The 17,185-nt window shown below is 60.9% G+C and carries 12 protein-coding genes; 7 read left to right on the forward strand and 5 right to left on the reverse strand.

The features are described from left to right. The first annotated feature begins 75 nt into the window (after window positions 1-75). From ACZ5RG_RS07155 to xth, 5 genes are all read left to right on the forward strand, one after another. Window positions 76-2,019, forward strand: coding sequence for a HAMP domain-containing methyl-accepting chemotaxis protein (locus ACZ5RG_RS07155; RefSeq protein WP_464448144.1), 1,944 nt, complete (start codon window positions 76-78; stop codon window positions 2,017-2,019). A gap of 94 nt (window positions 2,020-2,113) precedes the next feature. Further along, window positions 2,114-2,959, forward strand: coding sequence for a thymidylate synthase (locus ACZ5RG_RS07160; protein WP_298600813.1), 846 nt, complete (start codon window positions 2,114-2,116; stop codon window positions 2,957-2,959). A 44-nt stretch (window positions 2,960-3,003) separates the two neighbouring features. Beyond that, on the forward strand, window positions 3,004-3,492 hold the full coding sequence (locus ACZ5RG_RS07165; protein ID WP_464448145.1) for a dihydrofolate reductase: 489 nt from the start codon (window positions 3,004-3,006) through the stop codon (window positions 3,490-3,492). A 10-nt stretch (window positions 3,493-3,502) separates the two neighbouring features. Beyond that, window positions 3,503-4,075 carry a DUF4337 domain-containing protein gene (locus tag ACZ5RG_RS07170; RefSeq protein ID WP_298600816.1) on the forward strand — a complete coding sequence of 191 codons (573 nt, stop codon included), beginning with the start codon at window positions 3,503-3,505 and terminating at the stop codon, window positions 4,073-4,075. Between the two features lie 23 nt (window positions 4,076-4,098). Next, entirely contained in the window at window positions 4,099-4,878 is a 780-nt protein-coding gene (gene xth, locus ACZ5RG_RS07175; RefSeq protein ID WP_464448146.1) for an exodeoxyribonuclease III, read from the forward strand. A gap of 1 nt (window position 4,879) precedes the next feature. Here the strand turns inward: xth and ACZ5RG_RS07180 are convergent, their stop codons facing one another. From ACZ5RG_RS07180 to ACZ5RG_RS07200, 5 genes are all read right to left on the reverse strand, one after another. Further along, on the reverse strand, window positions 4,880-5,857 hold the full coding sequence (locus tag ACZ5RG_RS07180) for an alpha-E domain-containing protein (RefSeq protein ID WP_464448147.1): 978 nt from the start codon (window positions 5,855-5,857) through the stop codon (window positions 4,880-4,882). Continuing rightward, the gene (locus tag ACZ5RG_RS07185; protein ID WP_464448148.1) at window positions 5,857-5,988 is read right to left on the reverse strand and encodes an alpha-E domain-containing protein; all 132 of its coding nucleotides are present in this window, start codon (window positions 5,986-5,988) and stop codon (window positions 5,857-5,859) included. The genes ACZ5RG_RS07180 and ACZ5RG_RS07185 overlap by 1 nt, the downstream gene beginning before the upstream one ends. Before the next feature lie 16 nt (window positions 5,989-6,004). Beyond that, the gene (locus ACZ5RG_RS07190) at window positions 6,005-7,456 is read right to left on the reverse strand and encodes a circularly permuted type 2 ATP-grasp protein (RefSeq protein WP_464448149.1); all 1,452 of its coding nucleotides are present in this window, start codon (window positions 7,454-7,456) and stop codon (window positions 6,005-6,007) included. A 586-nt stretch (window positions 7,457-8,042) separates the two neighbouring features. Then, complete coding sequence (locus tag ACZ5RG_RS07195) at window positions 8,043-10,460, reverse strand: DNA internalization-related competence protein ComEC/Rec2 (RefSeq protein WP_464448150.1); 2,418 nt, start codon at window positions 10,458-10,460, stop codon at window positions 8,043-8,045. 9 nt (window positions 10,461-10,469) lie between these two features. Then, window positions 10,470-10,688, reverse strand: a complete 219-nt coding sequence (locus ACZ5RG_RS07200) for a hypothetical protein (RefSeq protein WP_464448151.1) — start codon at window positions 10,686-10,688, stop codon at window positions 10,470-10,472. 247 nt (window positions 10,689-10,935) lie between these two features. On the opposite strand from ACZ5RG_RS07200, the gene ACZ5RG_RS07205 reads away from it, so the two are divergent. Both ACZ5RG_RS07205 and ACZ5RG_RS07210 read left to right on the forward strand, forming a co-directional pair. Beyond that, complete coding sequence (locus tag ACZ5RG_RS07205; RefSeq protein WP_464448152.1) at window positions 10,936-14,364, forward strand: transglutaminase family protein; 3,429 nt, start codon at window positions 10,936-10,938, stop codon at window positions 14,362-14,364. A 66-nt stretch (window positions 14,365-14,430) separates the two neighbouring features. Beyond that, window positions 14,431-17,175 carry a circularly permuted type 2 ATP-grasp protein gene (locus ACZ5RG_RS07210; protein WP_464448153.1) on the forward strand — a complete coding sequence of 915 codons (2,745 nt, stop codon included), beginning with the start codon at window positions 14,431-14,433 and terminating at the stop codon, window positions 17,173-17,175. Window positions 17,176-17,185: the final 10 nt, after the last annotated feature.

Below are 17,185 nucleotides of genomic sequence, written 5' to 3' on the forward strand. Positions count from 1 at the left end.
GCCAAATTTAAAAATATTAACAATATCAACAACTTATCGTTAGAATGTTTTAGATTCAATTAGAAAACTGCCGCCATGTTCAAGAATTTCAGCGTTTCTGTCCGACTTTTGGTGCTGGTGATCTGCATCAGCCTGGTTTCTTTGGTGGTGGGCCTCATTGGTCTGAATGGCATGACCCAGGCCATCGCCAGTTTCAAGTTTGTCAATAGCGACCACTTGGTGCATTTGCGTGACCTGAAAATCATTTCAGACCAATACACCCTGAACGTCATTGACACCACCATCAAGGTCCGTTCGAAGCAGATGTCGTGGGCAGACGCGCAAACTCGTTTGGCCAACGCACGCCAAACCGTGAAAGACAAATGGGCCGCACACCCCACAGACGACTTTGTGGGTGAAGAAAAGAAGCTGGTCACCTCCATCGAAGCCGGGTTTGAAAAACTCGAGGTTCAACTCAACGCCTTGCAAAGCTTGCTGGCAAAAAAAGACCGCGACGAATTGGCCGAATTCTCAGAAAAACAGCTGTACCCGGCCATCGACGTGGTGATCGAACTGCTGTCGGAGTTCATCGAAGCCCAGTTGACCGAAGCGAACAACGAATTCAATGCGGCCCAAGCAACTTACGAGTTCAACCGCAACTTGACCATGGCCATCGTTGCGGCGGGCCTGATTGGCGGATTGCTGCTGGCTTTGTCCATCATCCGCTCCATCACCACCCCGCTGACGCAAGTCCAAAAAGTGGTCGGTGACATTGAAAAAACCGGCAACTTCTCCTTGCGCATCGAAGTGGACCAGACAGACGAAGTCGGTCAAACCGCCAAAGCCATCAACCGCATGATCGCCTCGCAGCAGTCGGCAGTCACAGAAGTGAACCAAGTCGTCAATGCCTTGGCAGCCGGCAACTTCGGCCCTCGCATTCAGGCCGACTTGAAAGGCGATCTGGCCGACATGAAACTCGCGGTGAACAACTCGGCCGATGCCATTCAGAGCACCACCCGCAGCTTGATCCAAGTGATGGCGGCCCTGGAAAACGGCCACTTCTCGCAACGCGTGCAAGCCGATGCCCAAGGCGAGTACAAAGCCGCCATGACACAGGCCACCAACGCCATGCACACCCTCGAGAACATGTTGGGTGATGTGGCCAGAGTCCTCCAGCAAGTGGCGCAAGGCAACCTCAGGCAGCGCGTGCAAGCTCAAGGCAACGGTGAGTTGGCCTTGCTCAAAGAAAACATCAACATGTCGTTGGAGTCCTTGTCGCTCGCCATGCGGGCCATCAACACCAACAGCCAGCAGGTGGCTGCCGCCGCCAACCAAACCAGCCAAGCCATCGGCCAGATCTCGGACGGTGCGCAAAACCAGACCCATGCCATCTCACAACTGGCGTCTGCGGTTCGTCAAACGACCGATGCCGTGAGCGACGTATCGCGCAACACCACGGTCGCCAGCCAGAAGTCGCAAGAATCCATGAGCATCATGCGCGACGGCATGAAACAAATGGAGCAGATGGTCGAAGTGGTCAGCTCCATTGCATCCAACTCGGAAAAGATCAACAAGATCACCGAAGTGATCGAAAAGATCGCCAACAAAACCAACCTGCTGTCACTCAATGCGGCCATCGAAGCCGCCCGTGCGGGCGAACATGGCAAGGGCTTTTCTGTGGTCGCCGAAGAAGTGGGCAAACTGGCTGCTAACAGCGCCGAAAGCTCGCAAGAAATTGCCCGACTGGTCCAGCAAGCGGTCGCCGAGACCCAGCGCGCTGTCGAAACCGTCAAGCACGTGAACAACGGCATGCACCAGATCGAACAAGGCTCGCGCGAAACCGACAACATGCTCCAACGCATTTCGTCGGCACTGGAAGAGCAAAGCACCGCTGTGGAGCAAATCAACTCCAACATTTCCAGCCTGGACGCCATTGCACGCAGCAACGCTGCCGCATCAGAAGAGATCACCGCCACCGTGATGGAGCTGTCCAAAATTGCAGACTCCACCCGCCACGAAGTCAGCAAATTCGAAATCTGAGCCTCTCAGGCTTGCACCAAAAACGGTGGGACAGGGCTGAATTCGGGTTGAAATCGGGTGTTGCGGTGCCACGACTGCCTTAAACTTACGCCCCATGAACACCCCTGCCCGCCCCCGCCCCATCCGCGGCCAATACGAAGACTTCATGCGCCACGTCTACACGACGGGCGTGCAAAAAGGTGACCGCACCGGAACCGGCACGCGCAGCGTGTTTGGTCATCAGATGCGCTTTGACCTGAACGAAGGCTTTCCGCTCGTCACCACCAAAAAAGTCTTTTTGCGGGCCATCATTGTCGAATTGCTGTGGTTTTTGCGTGGCGACAGCAACGTGAAATGGCTGCAAGAGCGCGGTTGCTCCATCTGGGACGAATGGGCGCGCGACGATGGCTCGCTCGGTCCGGTGTACGGGGTGCAATGGCGCAGCTGGCCCACACCAGGCGGCGGGCACATTGACCAGATTCAGCAGGTCATGGACACGCTGAAAACCAATCCGGATTCGCGCCGCATCATCGTCAGCGCCTGGAACGTGGCCGAGCTTGACCAAATGGCGCTGATGCCTTGCCATGCGTTCTTCCAGTTTTATGTCGCACCACCGCAAAACCCTGGCGACAAGCCACGCCTGAGCTGCCAGTTGTACCAGCGCAGCGCCGACATCTTTTTGGGTGTCCCCTTCAACATCGCCAGCTACGCCCTGCTCACCCACATGGTGGCCCAGCAGTGCGACATGGATGTGGGCGACTTCATCTGGACCGGTGGTGACTGCCACATTTACAGCAACCACCACGAACAGGTGGAACTGCAACTGAGCCGCACGCCCATGGCCTACCCCACCTTGAACATCAAACGCAAACCCGATTCGATTTTGGATTACGCGTTTGAAGACTTTGAGGTCGTGGGTTACGAATGCCACCCCGCCATCAAAGCGCCGGTCGCCGTCTGAGCCCGCTGGTCTGAACCCCTTTTTGGCCTGAGCGCCCGCCCGTGATGAAACTCCATTTGATTTATGCCCGCGCCCGCAATGGCGTGATCGGTACCAACAACCAGCTGCCCTGGCACCTGCCTGAAGACCTGGCGCATTTCAAACGCACAACGCTGGGCCAGCCCGTGATCATGGGTCGCAAAACCTGGGATTCATTGCCCCCACGATTTCGCCCCCTGCCCGGTCGCCTCAACATCGTTGTGACGCGCCAGACAGACTGGCATGCCGAAGGTGCTGTGCGGGCTGGCTCCATTGAAGACGCCATGCGCCAATGCCCCGACGCCGCAGAGGCCTGGGTGATCGGTGGCGCCGAAATTTACGCCCAAGCAGCACCGCTGGCCTCCAGTGCCGTCGTCACGGAAATCGAGCAGGATTTTGAAGGCGATGCCTTTGCGCCTGAGCTGGGCGCTGGCTGGCAAGAAGTCGAGCGCACATCGCATGTGGCGGGCAATGGCCTGGCATTCAGCTTTGCAACATACCAACACACGCCTTAAGGAGTCAAGCATGTCCGGACACGGTTTTCACGTTCATGGCCCACATGACCACGAGTTGGAACACGCCACTCAAGGCCATGGCGGCGCACACACCAACAGCATTGCCATGTTCACCGCCATCATCGCCACCGTGGGTGCTTTGTTTGGTTACATGGGCGGGGCCACACAGGCCAATGCCGGCTTGTACAAAAACAATGCGGCCATCAAAAAGACCGAAGCTTCCAACCAGTGGAACTATTACCAAGCCAAAAGCAGCAAGCAAAACCTGAGTGAACTGGCCATGGAGCTGACGCCGCTCAAAAAAGACTTCTATCTGGACGAAGTTAAACGCTACAAGAGCGAAAAATCAGAGATCAAAGTCGCCGCTGAAAAACTCGAAGCCGAGTCCAAACACTGGGATGAACAGTCAGACGAACAAATGCACCAGCACCACCGCTGGGCGCAAGCCACCACCGTGTTGCAAGTGGCCATTGCCATGGCTGCGATTGCCCTGCTGTCCAAAAAGAAATGGCTGGAATATGTGATGTACGCAGCAGGCGGCATCGGTATGGTGGTGGGTGGCCTGGCTGCCTTTCACATTTGAGCGCAACCCCTTTTAAAGACCTCATGAAAATCGCCACCTGGAATGTGAACTCGTTGTCTGTGCGCCTGCCGCAGGTGCTGGACTGGCTGGCGGCCAACCCCACCGATGTGCTGGCCCTGCAAGAACTCAAGCTCACTGACGACAAGTTTCCCGTGGCCGCTTTGGCCGAAGCGGGCTACCAAGCCCAATGGTTTGGCCAGAAAACCTACAACGGTGTGGCGCTGATTTCAAAAGCCGCTGGCACGGATGTGGTCAAAAACATCCCGGGCTTTGAAGACGACTTGTCACGCGTGATCGCCGCCACCTACCCCGATGGCGCAGGGGGTGAAGTGCGGGTGATCTGCGGCTATTTCCCCAATGGCCAAGCCCCCGACAGCGACAAGTTTGTCTACAAGATGCGTTGGCTCGACGCGCTGCGCGACTGGGTGGCCAGCGAAATGCAAAAGCACCCGAACCTGGTGCTGCTGGGCGACTACAACATCACTTTTGACGAGCTCGACATGTGGGACCCGGTGGCGCTGGCTGGCACCATCCACTGCACCGACGCCGAGCGCGAGAAACTGCAAGCGCTGATCGGCTTGGGCCTGACCGACAGCTTTCGGCTGTTTGAGCAGCCCGAAAAAAGCTACAGCTGGTGGGACTACCGCGAATTTGCATTCCGCCGCAATCGCGGTCTGCGAATCGACCACATTTTGATTTCAGAATCGCTCAAAGCCCGGGCCAGCGCCTGCGTGATCGACCGCGCCCCGCGCAAGAACGAGCGTCCCAGCGACCACACGCCGGTGGTCTTGACGCTGGGCTGAATCAAGCCGCCTGCGGCATCAAAAATTCCCGGCTGATGCGCCCACCCAAGCCGTTCACACGCTCCAAAAATTGCGTCAGATAAGCGTGCAGACCGGTGGCCAGAATTTCGTCGATGCGGCCAAAGGCCAGCTCCGAGCGCAAGCGGCCTGCATGGCGCAAGGTGTCGCTGTCGGGGTCGTGCGAGACCAGCTTCAAATTCGACAGCACCTCGTTCAAACTGGCGTGCAGTGAGCGGGGCATGTCTGGGCGCAAGATCAGCAATTCGGCCACGCGTTCGGGGCGGATCACGTCGCGGTAAACCTTGCGGTAAACCTCAAAACCGCTGACGCTGCGCAAGATCGCGCTCCAGTGGTAGAAGTCGTATTCCTGCGTCACTTCGGCCTCAACGCCGCTGTAGTTGGGGGCACCAAAAAAATCGTTGTTCATGGCGTGGAACTTCACATCCACCAGCCGCGCCGTGTTGTCGGCCCGCTCCAAAAACGTGCCCATGCGCATGAAGTACAGCGACTCGTCCATCAGCATGGTGCCCACCGTCACGCCGCGTGACAGGTGCGAGCGGAACTTGACCCACTCAAAAAACTGGCCCGGATCGCGCTCGAATTCACCGCTTTTGAGCATGCGGTTGACTTCGAGCCAGGTCTGGTTTTGTGTTTCCCACACCTCGGTGGTGAGCGTGCCGCGCACGGCGCGGGCGTTTTCGCGGGCCGCACGCAGGCAAGAGATGATGGACGAGGGGTTGTCTGCGTCTTTCACCATGAAGGCCATGACGTCGCGTGGCGTGATGGTTTTGTAGCGCATCTGGTACGAGGGCAAGAGCTCGCTGATGGACAAGATGCCTTCCCAACCGGCCTCCACCGCGGCGGCAGACTGGGGCAAAAGCGATGTCTCGTAGCTCACATTCAACATGCGTGCGGTGTTTTCGGCCCGCTCCATGTAGCGGGACATCCAGAACAGGTGGTCGGCAGTACGGGACAACATCAGGCAACTCCTTCAAGGCCGAAAACCCCGCAAGCGCTTCGCGCCCGGCAGCGTTTTGGCGAAACTTCGTTTTCGGCCCGCTCCATGTAGCGGGACATCCAGAACAGGTGGTCGGCGGTTCTTGAAAGCATGCGTGTTCTCCCCTTTTCAGTCCTGCAAAATCCAGGTGTCTTTGGTGCCCCCGCCTTGCGACGAGTTCACCACCAAAGAGCCTTCTTTGAGCGCCACCCGCGTCAAGCCACCGGGCACCATCTGCACGGTGCGCCCACTCAGCACAAAGGGCCTCAGGTCGATGTGGCGCGGTGCGATGCCGCTGTCCACATAGGTGGGGCAAGTGGACAAACTCAAGGTCGGCTGGGCGATGTAGCCCTCAGGGTTGGCCAGCAGTGCGCCACGGAATCGCTCGATCTCGGCTTGGCTGGCCGCAGGCCCCACCAGCATGCCGTAGCCGCCTGCGCCGTGCACTTCTTTGACCACCAAGTCTTTCAGATGGGCCAGCGTGTATTGCAAATCGTCGGGCTTGCGGCACATGAAAGTGGGCACGTTTTTGAGAATGGGCTCTTCACCCAAGTAAAACTTGATCATGTCCGGCACATAGGGGTAGATCGACTTGTCGTCGGCCACGCCCGTGCCCACCGCGTTGCAAATGGCCACATGACCGGCCTTGTAGGCGTCCATCAGGCCCGCGCAGCCCAAGGTCGAGCTGGGGCGAAACACATTCGGGTCCAAAAAGTCGTCGTCCACACGGCGGTAGATCACATCCACCCTTTGCGGGCCGCGTGTGGTGCGCATGTAGACAAATTTGTCTTTGACAAACAGGTCTTGCCCTTCGACCAGTTCCACACCCATTTGTTGCGCCAAAAAAGCATGCTCAAAGTAAGCGCTGTTGTACATGCCGGGCGTGAGCACCACCACCGTGGGCTCGGCCGTGGTGGCGGGGCTGCTGGCGCGCAAGGTTTCCAGCAGCAAATCGGGGTAATGCGCCACAGGGGCCACGCGGTGCTGGCTGAACAAATCGGGGAACAGTCGCATCATCATCTTGCGGTCTTCGAGCATGTAGCTCACACCGCTGGGCACGCGCAGGTTGTCTTCGAGCACGTAGTACTCGCCCTTGCCTGCGCTGTCGGGGGCACGCACGATGTCGATGCCGCTGATGTGCGAATAGATCTGGTTGGGCACATCCACCCCCACCATCTCGGGGCGAAACTGGGCGTTGTTTTCGATCTGTTCTCGCGGGATCACACCGGCTTGAAGGATCTCTTGCCCGTGGTACACGTCGTGGATGAATCGGTTGAGTGCGGTCACGCGTTGCACCAATCCGGCTTCCATGTGCTTCCACTCTTGGGCCGCAATCACACGGGGGATCAGGTCAAACGGGATCAGGCGCTCGGTACCAGAGCCGTCTTCGTCCTTGTCACCGTAGACCGCAAAGGTGATGCCGACACGGCGGAAAATCATCTCGGCTTCTTCACGGCGCGAAGCCATGGTCTGGCTGTCTTGCGCTTGCAACCAGCGGGCATAGGCCAAGTAATGGTCTCTGACTTCCCCCGAATCGCCTGCGGCAGGCAAGCGGCTGTACATTTCATCGAATTGGCGCATAGCTCGTCACTCCTGATGACAGCATAGCAAGATGCATACCCGCTCCGGTTGATCCGAGTCAAATCCACCGAAGCGCATCACCCCCGACTCATGCTGTCAGCCTCACCCAACGCTGTCACCCCCGACTCGATCGGGGGTCCATGCCTTCGACGGCCTTGGATACCCGGTCAAGCCGGGCATGACAAATGTGCTGGGTATGACAAAGGTGCTGGGCATGACCAAAACGCTGTCACCCCCGACTCGATCGGGGGTCCATGCCTTCGACGGCCATGGATACCCGGTCAAGCCGGGTATGACAAATGTGCCGGGCATGACAAAGGTGCTGGGCATGACCAAAAAGCTATCACCCCCGACTCGATCGGGGGTCCATGCCTTCGACGGCCTTGGATACCCGGTCAAGCCGGGTATGACAAATGTGCTGGGTATGACAAAGGTGCTGGGCATGACCAAAACGCTGTCACCCCCGACTCGATCGGGGGTCCATGCCTTCGACGGCCATGGATACCCGGTCAAGCCGGGCATGACAAATGTGCCGGATATGACAAATGTGCTGGGCATGACAAATGTGCCGGATAGGACAGATGCATCAAGGCGCGATGACGTGGTGCCAATAGCGCTTGGACAGGACCCGTTCACATTGCACCTGCGCGGGTGCAGCACTGTGCCAGCGAGCGGCGCCGCAGCGGGCGGACTCCGCCAATGCAATGCCCTCGGCGCGGTAGCGATCGAGTACCGGTTCTGCCGGGTGCCCATAGCGGTTGCGGTAACCCGCCTGCACCAGCGCCAGCCGGGGTTGCAGCGCCTGTATAAAAGGCAGCGTCGACGAGGTTTTGCTGCCGTGATGCGGCACCAAGAGCACATCGACAGGTGCCAGGCCCGCGCGCACCAAAACCAGCTCTTGGGCCGCCTCGATGTCGCCCGTCAACAAGGCCGAAGCCTGCCTGTTGCCGATGCGCAAGACACAACTGACTTCATTCGGTTTAGGCTTTTTAGAGGCTTCTCGTGGGCCAAATGGCCCCGAAGAAGAAGAAGAAGAAGAAGAAGAAGAAGGCGCTGCGCCAAGAATTTGCGTACTGCCAGGCGGGTGCAGCACCTCAAAAAGCACACCATCCCACACCCAGGACTGCCCGCTTTGGCAACGCGTCCAGCCGGGCCGCAAGGCGTGCAAAGCGTGTTCATCTTCCAGCGAGGACCACAAAGCCGCCTCGGGTTGCATGGCCAACACCGCCGCTGCGCCGCCCGTGTGGTCGCTGTCACGGTGGCTGAGCATCAGCACATCAAGGCGCTCGCCCATTTGTGCCAGCAGGGGCACCAGCACCCGGTGCCCAGCGTCGCTTTCGGCCGAATAGCGCGGCCCCGCGTCGTACAGCAGGCTGTGCGTGGCGGTGCGCACCAGCACCGCATTGCCCTGCCCCACATCGGCCGCCAACAGCTCGAAAGCGCCCACTGGCGGGCGCGGGTGCGTCCAAAACAACACGGGCCACAAAAGCGGCAGGCACAACACTTTGAAGGACAACGGCAGCCTGAGCACCAAGCCCACGGCACCGACCAGCGCCAGCATGGCCAGACCCCAAGGCGGCATGGCGGTGGACACGCTGGCCAAGGGCCACGTTGACAGCCAGCCGAGCCAGGCCGTCATGGGCTGCAGCGCCCAGAGCGCCAGGTCCCAGGCTCCGGACCAAGCCACCCCCAGCAAGGCCAGCGGAGTCACCACCAAAGTCACCCATGGAATCGCCAGCATATTGGCCAGCAGGCCCACCACAGACACTTGGCCAAAAAACAGCAAGGTCAGCGGTGCCAAGGCCAAAGTGATGACGGCTTGTTCGCGCAGCAAACCCCAAGCAGCATGCAGTGCGGAAATTCCCCAAATGGGAACTTTTTTCGCACCCGATCGGTGCGGCAGCCCTTTGAGCACCAAGTCGGTGCGTCGCTGGGAGGCCATCAACACCCCAACGGCCACAAAGCTCAACCAAAAGCCCGCTTGCAACACAGCCCAAGGGTCCAGCGCCAACACCACCGCACCAGCCAGCAGCCAGACCAAGGCCCCATGCCATTGACGGGCCGAGATTTTGAGCAACACCACCACCAACAGCATCCAGAGCGTGCGCTGCGCTGGCACGCCCCAACCGCTGAACAAGGCATAAAACCACGCCAACATCAAGCCAGACACCGACCCAACATGCACAGCAGGCCAGCGCAAAGCGCCCGCAAAGCCCCACAAAGCGGACTTTCGCCAGCACCACGCCACCAAGGCCGAAGCCAGCCAGGCAAACATCGTCACATGCAGCCCCGAAATGCTCATCAAGTGCGCCACGCCTGTGGCCCGAAACACGTCCCAGTCGCTGCGGTCGATCGCGGCCTGGTCGCCCGTGACCAAAGCCGCCAACACACCCGCCCATTGACCCACTTGTTTGGCCGAGACGGCATCTGCAGTGCTGCTCTGCGCCGACAAATGGGTCAGCAAACGGTCGCGCACCGACTGCCGCCAGCCCTCAATCGGGTGCGCCCAGGTGGTGCCCACGCGCACCGGGATGGGGTCTTTGGCCCCCGTGCGCACATAGCCCGTGGCGCGAATGCCCTGCTCCCAAAGCCACAACTCATAGTCAAAACCCCGTGGGTTCAGGTTGCCATGCGGGGCCTTCAGGCGCACCCGCAAGCGCCAGCGCTCACCCGCTTTCACGGGCTCAGGCAAGGGCGAGGTGTTCCAGCCGCTGTCGTGTGTGCCGTCTTGCCCGTACCAACCCAGATAAACCTGCGAGGGCACGGATTGAGGCAAATCTACAGCATGCCATTCGCCCACCTTGTCGACCCGCCAGGCTTGTTCCAGCTCAAAGCGAAAGCGCCAACCCAGGTCTTGACGCTGCGGCATGGCCTGCACCACGCCCACCACATCCAGGTCTTGGCCCTCCAGCGCCGGGTCGATGGCGTCAGACCGTGACCAGGCATGCAAACCAGTGGCAGCAAACGCCAGCACAAACCAAACAGTGCACCAAGCAGTGCACAAAACAGGGCCCTAAACCAAGCGCCAAGTGAGGCCGCGCCACCCGACAGGCCAAACCCCAAAGCGAAGCAAGAGACCACTTAGCGACAACGCCAAAACCAGCGCCAACACCCACAAGCCCGCATAAGCCCCCAGCGGCCACAGCGCCTCTTGTTGCAATTGCAGCGCCACCCCCGCACACCAGGCCAACAGCCCCAAGCCCAGGCCACGGGCCCATGTCATGGACAGCATGGGCGGCTCCGCATGGCACACGCTTGCGCCCGGCCAGCACCCTGCGTGCAGCATCGCTTCATGACAGCCTCCCTGATTTGGCCGGTTTTCTGAACAGTCGCTTTGGCGCTCTTTTAATTCGGGCCTTGCAATCGACCACGCCCACTGGCTGGCTCGACCGGGTCCGCATCCTGGCGCGTGTCTTGCTAGTTGTAACCGCCCAAGCTGCATTTGTCATGCGTGCAGCCCCTGTTGCGCAGTTAGAAATATGTCGATACACGTTGCCCTGCACCACGTTACCCATTACGAATACGACCGCCCCGTGCAACTCGGCCCGCAAGTCATCCGCTTGCGTCCGGCCCCGCACAGCCGCAGCCGCATCCTGTCGTACAGCCTCAAGGTCGAGCCCGCCGAACATTTCATCAACTGGCAGCAAGACGCCTTTGCCAATTACCAAGCCAGGCTGGTCTTCCCCAAAAAGACCACGGCTTTCAAAGTCACCGTGGACGTGGTCACCGAGATGGCGGTGTTCAACCCCTTTGACTTCTTTCTAGAGCCTTCGGCCGAAGAAGTGCCCTTCAAGTACTCGGACATGGTCAAGGAAGAGCTTCAGTCCTATCTGGACAAAGACCATAAAACACCGCTGTTTAAAAAATACCTGGCCAGCATGGACCGCAAGCGCCAGCGCACCATTGATTTTTTGGTGCAGATCAACCAACGCCTGCACCAGGACATCCGCTACACCATCCGCATGGAACCCGGCGTGCAAACCGCCGAAGAAACCCTGACCCTCCAAAGCGGCTCCTGTCGTGACACGGCTTGGCTGTTGGTGCAACTTTTCAGGCACATGAACATCGCGGCCCGCTTTGTCTCGGGCTACCTGATCCAGCTGGCCCCCGATGTGAAATCGCTCGATGGCCCCAGCGGCACCGAAGTCGATTTCACCGACCTGCACGCCTGGTGTGAGGTGTATTTGCCCGGCGCAGGCTGGGTCGGGCTCGACCCGACCTCGGGCCTCTTGGCCGGTGAAGGCCACATCCCGCTGGCCTGCACACCGCAACCCTCAGCCGCCGCCCCCATCGAGGGCGTGATGGACAAGGCCGAGGTCGAGTTTCACCACGAGATGAGCGTCACGCGCATCCACGAATCACCCCGTGTGACCAAGCCCTACAGCGAAGAACAATGGGCCGATGTGCTGACCCTGGGCAACCAGGTGGACGCGCAATTGGTGGCGCAAGACGTGCGCCTGACCATGGGCGGCGAGCCGACCTTTGTGTCCACCCATGACCGTGACGGTGCCGAGTGGAACACCGATGCATTGGGACCCACGAAACGGGGCCTGGCCACCGAGTTGGTTCACAAACTGCGCCAGCAATACGGCCAAGGCGGTTTCTTGCATTTTGGCCAAGGCAAGTGGTACCCGGGCGAACAACTGCCGCGCTGGGCGCTCAGCATTTACTGGCGTGCCGACGGCACGCCTTGCTGGCAAGACCCCGATGTGTTTGCCGACGAGCACGAACCCAGCCACTACACCAGCGCCGATGCCCAACGCTTCATGCAAGGGCTGACCGCGCAGCTGGGCCTGCCCAGCGACACCGTGCTACCCGGCTACGAGGACACTTGGTATTACCTGTGGCGCGAACGCCGCCTGCCCGTGAACGTGGACCCGTTTGACGCGAAGCTGGACGACGAGATGGAGCGCATCCGTTTGCGCCGCATCTTCAGCCAAGGGCTGGACCAGCCTGTGGGTTATGTGCTGCCTCTGCAACCTGCTGAACCAGCCGTTGAGGAAGCCACCTCGTCAAAGGCCCCCGATCTGAGCGCGGCAGCCTGGCAAACCGGCCGCTGGTTCCTGCGCGACGAGCGCATGTACCTGATGCCCGGCGACTCCAGCATGGGCTGGCGATTGCCACTCGACTCCTTGCCCTGGGCCGCACCGACCGACCGCTGGCACATGATCGAGCAAGACCCGTTTTCGCCCCGCAGCGCCTTGCCAGCTGCCGCCCCGGTGACGATGCAGCCGCGCCACGCCCAAAAGCCTCCGGCAACGGCTCCAGCAGCACCTGCAGCCAAGTTCGAGTCCGATGCCTCCGTGGTGCGCACCGCCCTGTGCGTGGAAGTGCGTGACCCGCGCCGTGCCAATGGCCCCAAGGCCGAGGCCGAGGCCGAGGCGCAACAACAAGGTGAGAAATCTGGCGTGTTGTACGTCTTCATGCCGCCCTTGGCGCGACTCGAAGACTACTTGGCCTTGGTCAGCGCCGTCGAAGCCACGGCCAGAACGCTGGGCATGAAAATCGTCATGGAAGGCTACCCGCCACCGCGTGACCCGCGCCTCAAACTTTTGCAGGTCACGCCCGACCCCGGCGTGATCGAGGTCAACATCCACCCGGCCCACAACTGGACCGAGCTGGTGGACCACACCGAGTTTTTGTACCAAGCGGCTTTCGAGACGCGCCTGTCGGCCGAAAAGTTCATGACCGACGGCCGCCACACCGGCACCGGCGGTGGCAACCACATGGTGATGGGCGGGGCAACGCCAGCAGACAGCCCGTTTTTGCGCCGTCCCGAATTGCTGGCCAGCCTGATCCTTTATTGGCATAACCACCCGAGCCTGAGCTATTTGTTCAGCGGCATGTTCATCGGCCCCACCAGCCAAGCCCCGCGCGTGGACGAAGCACGCAACGACCAGGTCTACGAACTCGAAATCGCGCTGCGCGAAATACTGAAAAACCGGCAGAAATACGGCACCGACATGCCCCCCTGGATCGTCGACCGCACCCTGCGCAACATCCTGGTGGACGTGACCGGCAACACCCACCGCAGTGAGTTTTGCATCGACAAGATGTACTCACCCGACAGCAGCACAGGCCGCTTGGGTCTGCTGGAGTTGCGGGCCTTTGAGATGCCGCCACACGCCCGCATGAGCATCGTGCAGCAGCTGCTGCTGCGTGCGCTGGTGGCCCGTTTCTGGGACGAGCCTTATGTGGCCCCCGTGACCCGTTGGGGCACCGAGCTGCACGACCGCTTCATGCTGCCGCACTGGATTCACAAAGACTTTGACGACGTGCTCACCGAGCTGGGCGATGCGGGTTTTCACTTCGATCCAGGTTGGTTTGCGCCCCATTTCGAGTTCCGCTTTCCGCTGGTGGGCGAGCTGCGTGTCGATGGCGCGGTGCTCACCCTGCGCAATGCGCTGGAGCCATGGCACGTCATGGGCGAAGAAAACAGTGCAGGCGGCACGGCCCGTTATGTGGACTCGTCGCTCGAACGCATCGAGGTGCATGTGACGGGCATGAACCCCAGCCGCCACACCGTGACGGTCAACGGCAAGCCCCTGCCCTTGCAGCCCACGGGCGTGGTGGGCGAATACGTGGCCAGCGTGCGCTACAAGGCCTGGAACCCGCCCTCGTCGCTGCACCCCAGCATTGGCATGCACGCCCCGCTGACCGTGGACTTGGTGGACACCTGGATGAAGCGCTCTTTGGGCGGTTGCCAATACCATGTGGTTCACCCTGGCGGCCGCAGCTACGAGGGCTTCCCGGTCAACGCCTACGAGGCCGAAAGCCGCCGCATGGCCCGCTTCTTCCGCATGGGGCACACCCCCGGCGCGATGAAACAACTGGCTGCACTCGGCCCCAACGCCACACTGCACGCCAGCCCCGAGTTCCCGTACACGCTGGATTTGAGGCGGGTGTGATCAGCGACAATTGACCGGATGAATGAGCCATCGTCCCAAGCTGACAGCACAACGCAAGCGCACGCCATGAAATGGGCGGCGCTTCAGCAAGAGCGTGCGCCTGACGGGCATTGGGACGAACTGCGCGGGGCGGTTTCAGGTCAGGGCACGACATCGGCGGCAAACGCCAGCGCGCGCACCGAAAAACCCGCCACGCTCAGCGCCGCATGGCTCACCTTCATTGAGCAGCAAAACACAGCCGCCACACCGGGCACAGCCGAGCTGAACACCCGCATGGCCAACCTGCAGCGCCAAGTGCGCGACAACGGCATCACCTACAACGTGTATGCCGCCTCTGACCAACCGCAGCGGCCTTGGTCGCTCGACCTGTTTCCGCTCATGCTGGGACACGCCGACTGGCAACAAATCGAGGCGGGTGTGATGCAGCGCATGCAGCTGCTCGAACGCATCATGGCCGATGCCTATGGGCCTCAGCAATTGGTGCTCAATGGGCAATTGCCCGCTGCGCTGGTGCAAGGCCACCCCGCTTATTTGCCCGCCATGCATGGCGTGCCGCCCGTGGGAGGCCGCTATTTGTCTTTGGCGGCCTTCGATTTGGCGCGCGGCCCTGACGGCTGCTGGTGGTTGTTGTCGCAGCGCACGCAGGCGCCCTCGGGTCTGGGCTATTTGCTGGAAAACCGGCAAATTGTGTCGCGCCAGTTCCCGCAGGCCTTCGAGGCCTTTCCGGTCCAGCGTCTGGCCGAGACCTACCGCACCTTGATCGACGGCATCAAGGCCCGCAGCCCGGCAGGCGCTGGTGCGCACATCGCGCTGCTCACGCCCGGCCCTTACAACGAAACCTATTTTGAGCACGCCTATCTGGCCCGTTATTTGGGCCTGAGCTTGGTTCAAGGCAACGACCTGACCGTACGTGACGAGAAGCTGTACCTCAAAACGCTGCAAGGCCTGCAGCCCGTGCACGGCTTGCTCAAACGCGTGGACGACGACTGGCTCGACCCGCTGGAAATGCGTGCCGACTCCACGCTGGGCGTGCCCGGCTTGTTGCAAGCGGTGCGCAGCGGCCATGTGCTGGTGGCCAACACACCGGGCTCGGGCTTTCTCGAATCGAACGCCTTGCTGGGTTTCATGCCGGCATTGGCGCGAGATCTGCTGGGGCAAGCCCTGCAGCTGCCCGCCATCCCGAGCTGGTGGTGTGGCGAAGCGGCTGCACTGCAAGACGTGTTGCCACGCATCCAAAGCTGCGTGATCAAGCCCACCTACCCTTACAACACCGACCGCCAAAGCTTTGAGCCCGTGCTGGGCCATGCTTTGTCGCGGCAAGAACAAAACGAATGGGCGGGTCGCATCTTGCGCGACCCCGACGCCCACACCCTGCAATCCTGGTTGCCGCTGTCGCACCAGCCCACTTGGCAAGCTGGCCCCAACACCACCAACACCACCAACACCGCCGACAGCGCAAGTGGCGCTGAGGCTGCGGGCGCCATCCAGTCGCGTCCTGTGGTGCTGCGGGTGTTTGCTGTGGCCAACGCGCAAGGTGGCTGGCAAGTGTTGCCCGGCGGCTTGGCACGACTGGGCACCCGCGAAGGGATTGCCTCGATGCAGCGCGGGGGCAGCAGCGCCGATGTCTGGGTGCAATCGCCCGCGCAGTCACAGTCACAGTCACAGTCACAGTCACAAAGTCAGTCTCAATCACAAAACCAGTCTCAATCTCAGTCGACAAGCCCGCCCCCATCCCCCAGCCAAAGCCCTTTGACGGGCGACACGTCGTCGCAGCGCCAGCGGCTGGTGACCAGCCGCGCAGCAGAAAACCTGTTCTGGATGGGCCGCTACACCGAGCGCACCGAAAACACCATGCGCCTGGTGCGATTGAGCCTGGAAATTTTGGGCAGCGAAAACCAGAACCTGCCTTGCCTGCTGAACTTCATCACCCGCATGGCCACGCGCCATGGTCTGGTGCGGGCAGGCGTGCCTGCCGCATCACAAGCACACCGGGTGTTTGAGCGCTCATTGATCGCGGGCTTGTGGGACAAAGAACTGGCCACCAGCGTCGGCTTCAATTTGCGTGCGGTGCGGCTGGCAGCTGCGTCGGTGCGCGAACGCCTGTCGCCCGAACACTGGCGCTTGCTCGAACAAGCCGAATCGCGTTTCTTCAAGCCTGCCCAGGACCGCACGGACGCCGAGTCCAGCGCCCCAAGCACGCCCGACACCGTGGCAGTGCAGCGCCTGCTGGCCGACACCAGCCAGATGCTGGCCGCCCTGACCGGGGCGCAAACCGACCGCATGAGCCGCGACGACGGCTGGCGTTTGCTCTCAATTGGCCGCCACATCGAACGGCTGGAATTTTTGTCCAGCGCCTTGAGCGAGGCTGTCCAACTGGGCCTGATCGGCGAGCAAGCCGGGTTTGACGCCGTGCTCGACCTGTTTGACAGCACCATCAGCTTCCATGCTCAGTACCAGCAAAGCCGCACGCCCCAGGCCTTGATGGATTTGTTGGTCACCAACTCCGACAACCCCCGATCCCTCGGCTGGGTGGCGCACACCCTGCGCTCACGCTTGCGGCGCATGGGCCAGCTGGCCGACGGTGCCACTTTGCCCCTGGCTGAGCTGGTGCCGCACCTGATCGAGCTGACACCCGAGGCGTTGTGGCCGCTGACCAGCCTGGCGAGCCGTCAACCCATCCAAGCCGACAGCCCTTTGCCGCTGCACACCGCACTGGCGCATTGCCAAACGGCAGCCCGCGATGTGTCAGACCAGCTGTGCGGCCTGTTTTTCACGCACAGCGGCGAAGCCCGCTACAGCGTTGGCGCTTGAACCGACTGAC

Source organism: Limnohabitans sp. TEGF005 (genome assembly GCF_055394835.1).